Annotated in this window: 2 protein-coding genes; both read left to right on the top strand. The window is 37.4% G+C overall.

Annotated elements, in window-relative coordinates:
* Window positions 1-1,165, top strand: a 1,165-nt coding sequence (locus ACHUFA_RS10940) for a trypsin-like peptidase domain-containing protein (protein WP_394406095.1), incomplete at its 5' end; no start/stop codon positions are given.
* 13 nt (window positions 1,166-1,178) lie between these two features.
* The coding region (locus ACHUFA_RS10935) for a hypothetical protein (protein WP_394406093.1) at window positions 1,179-2,026 on the top strand (848 nt) is incomplete at its 3' end.

The following is a 2,026-nucleotide window of genomic DNA, read 5'->3' as shown; positions in this document are numbered from 1 at the left end:
CGTGGGTACTGTTATAAAAGCAGAAGAAACACCAGTAAATGTTGCCGATCAAGAACAGGTAGTAGAAAATGAAGTTTTTGAACGAGTTTTTGGAGGTGATAATAGGGTAAATATTACTGATACAACTAAAGGTTTTTTCCCTAAAATTGTTAAAATTGAAGGGGTAGGATATTATTCTGCAAGCGGTAGCGATGTGCCTCTTACGGGTACAGGTACATTGGTTGCTAGTGACGTTGTGTTGACTTCTGCTCATGTCGTATATTCAGTTGATAAAAATGAATATTTTACAGATATTAAAGTTACACCAGCAACTTCTGATGGAAGTGTGCCGTTTGGTGTAAGTACTGCTACTGTAATTAAAATAAATCCAGCATATTCTTCTAATCCAAGTCATCAGAATGATTATGCAGTTATTAAGTTATCAAAACCACTTGGTACAAAAACAGGTTATCTAACGTTATCAACTAATATTCAATCAGGAGATTATGCTCAAACAGCGGGGTATCCAGGAGATCGTCCGGGTCAAATGGTGTTTGCTTCAGGAAATATAGACACTCTTTCAGATAGCGAATTGAATTATAAAATTGATACAAGGGGGGGACAAAGTGGTAGTCCTATTTTGAACGCTGATAATGAAATTGTTGGTGTTCATAGTGGTTTCAACCGAGATATTACTAATCATGCAGCTAGAGTTACACCAAGCATGCTTGAACTTATTAATTCAGTGAATCCTTCTTCAGGAGTTGTATCATTTACTAAATCTGAGCCTACCGCATCATCACCTGTTTATCGTTTATATCATAAGGGCTCAAAGAGACACCATTATACATCAAATTTGAATGAAAGAAATACACTAATTTCTAAGCATGGTTGGGGTGATGAGGGTGTTGCATGGAAGACAGGAGATGTCGCCCCTGTTTATCGTTTATATAATAGAGCTACGAAAGACCATTTATTAACTACAAGTATGAATGAAGTCCAGAAGTTGCAGAATTCTGGCTGGATTAATGAGGGTGTAGTTTTTCAAAGTGGTACTGGAGTAGATGTTTTTAGATTATATAGTCAAGTTACAAAAGAACATTTTTATACAGCAAATGTAGACGAAAAAAATCATCTAATCAGTGTGGGCTGGAAATATGAGGGAGTAGCTTTTAAAGCGAATTAGTCAGGAGGAAAATATGTTGCGTAATATTATGAAAAGTGTAGTTCTTTTATCACTTTGTAGTGGAGCAATACTTGGAGGAGTAGATTTCTCTGAATCAAGAGTTGGTCAGGTAGTTTCTGCGGAGGAAACGGCAAAAACTGAATTTTATAGTAAAGGCGGAGCAGAGTTTGAAGCCGGAACTTTTAAGTTCAATCTTCAAGTGGGTGAGCAGGGACAAATCCGCCGTCCTCAGGATTCTCCATTAAAAGATTTTCTCTATTCTTTTAACATGACGGTAGAAGATCCATCTATTATTTCTTTTGATGAACAAGGGAATTGGGTAGCCTTAAGACCAGGAAAGACAAAGATTATTGCGGGTTTTCCTTCTGGAGATAATGAACAGTCAAGACGATTTAATGAAGAACTTCAGCGAAATTCAGTTAATTTAAGAGTAGATGAAGTAGCAGTGGTCTGGGAAGTCACCGTAGTAGCAGCGGATGTCCCATATGTTCCTATGTACCGCCTCTACAATCCCAATAATAAAGAACATTTTTATACAGCAAGTAAAAATGAAAGAGATACATTGGTTCGTATTGGTTGGGGAAAATACGAAGGTGTCGCATGGAGAGCGCCTAAGAAAGGAAAAGAAGTTTATCGACTTTACAATCCGATTTTAAAAGATCATCATTATACAATGGATCAAAATGAGGTGAATATCTTAACAGCTAAGCATAATTGGCGTAATGAAGGTGTTGCTTGGTATTCGGAAGGTAGTCGCCCTGTTTATCGCCTTTTCCATCAAGGGTTAACATCAGGTTCTCATCATTATACAATGAGCGAAAATGAGGTCAGAGTTCTTCAGACTAGAGGTTGGAGATACGA

The sequence above is a fragment of the Streptococcus hepaticus genome (assembly GCF_043656315.1).
Lineage (GTDB): Bacteria > Bacillota > Bacilli > Lactobacillales > Streptococcaceae > Streptococcus > Streptococcus hepaticus.
The sequence above is the reverse complement of the archived record's forward strand: the minus strand, read 5'-3'. Positions and strand labels throughout refer to the sequence as shown.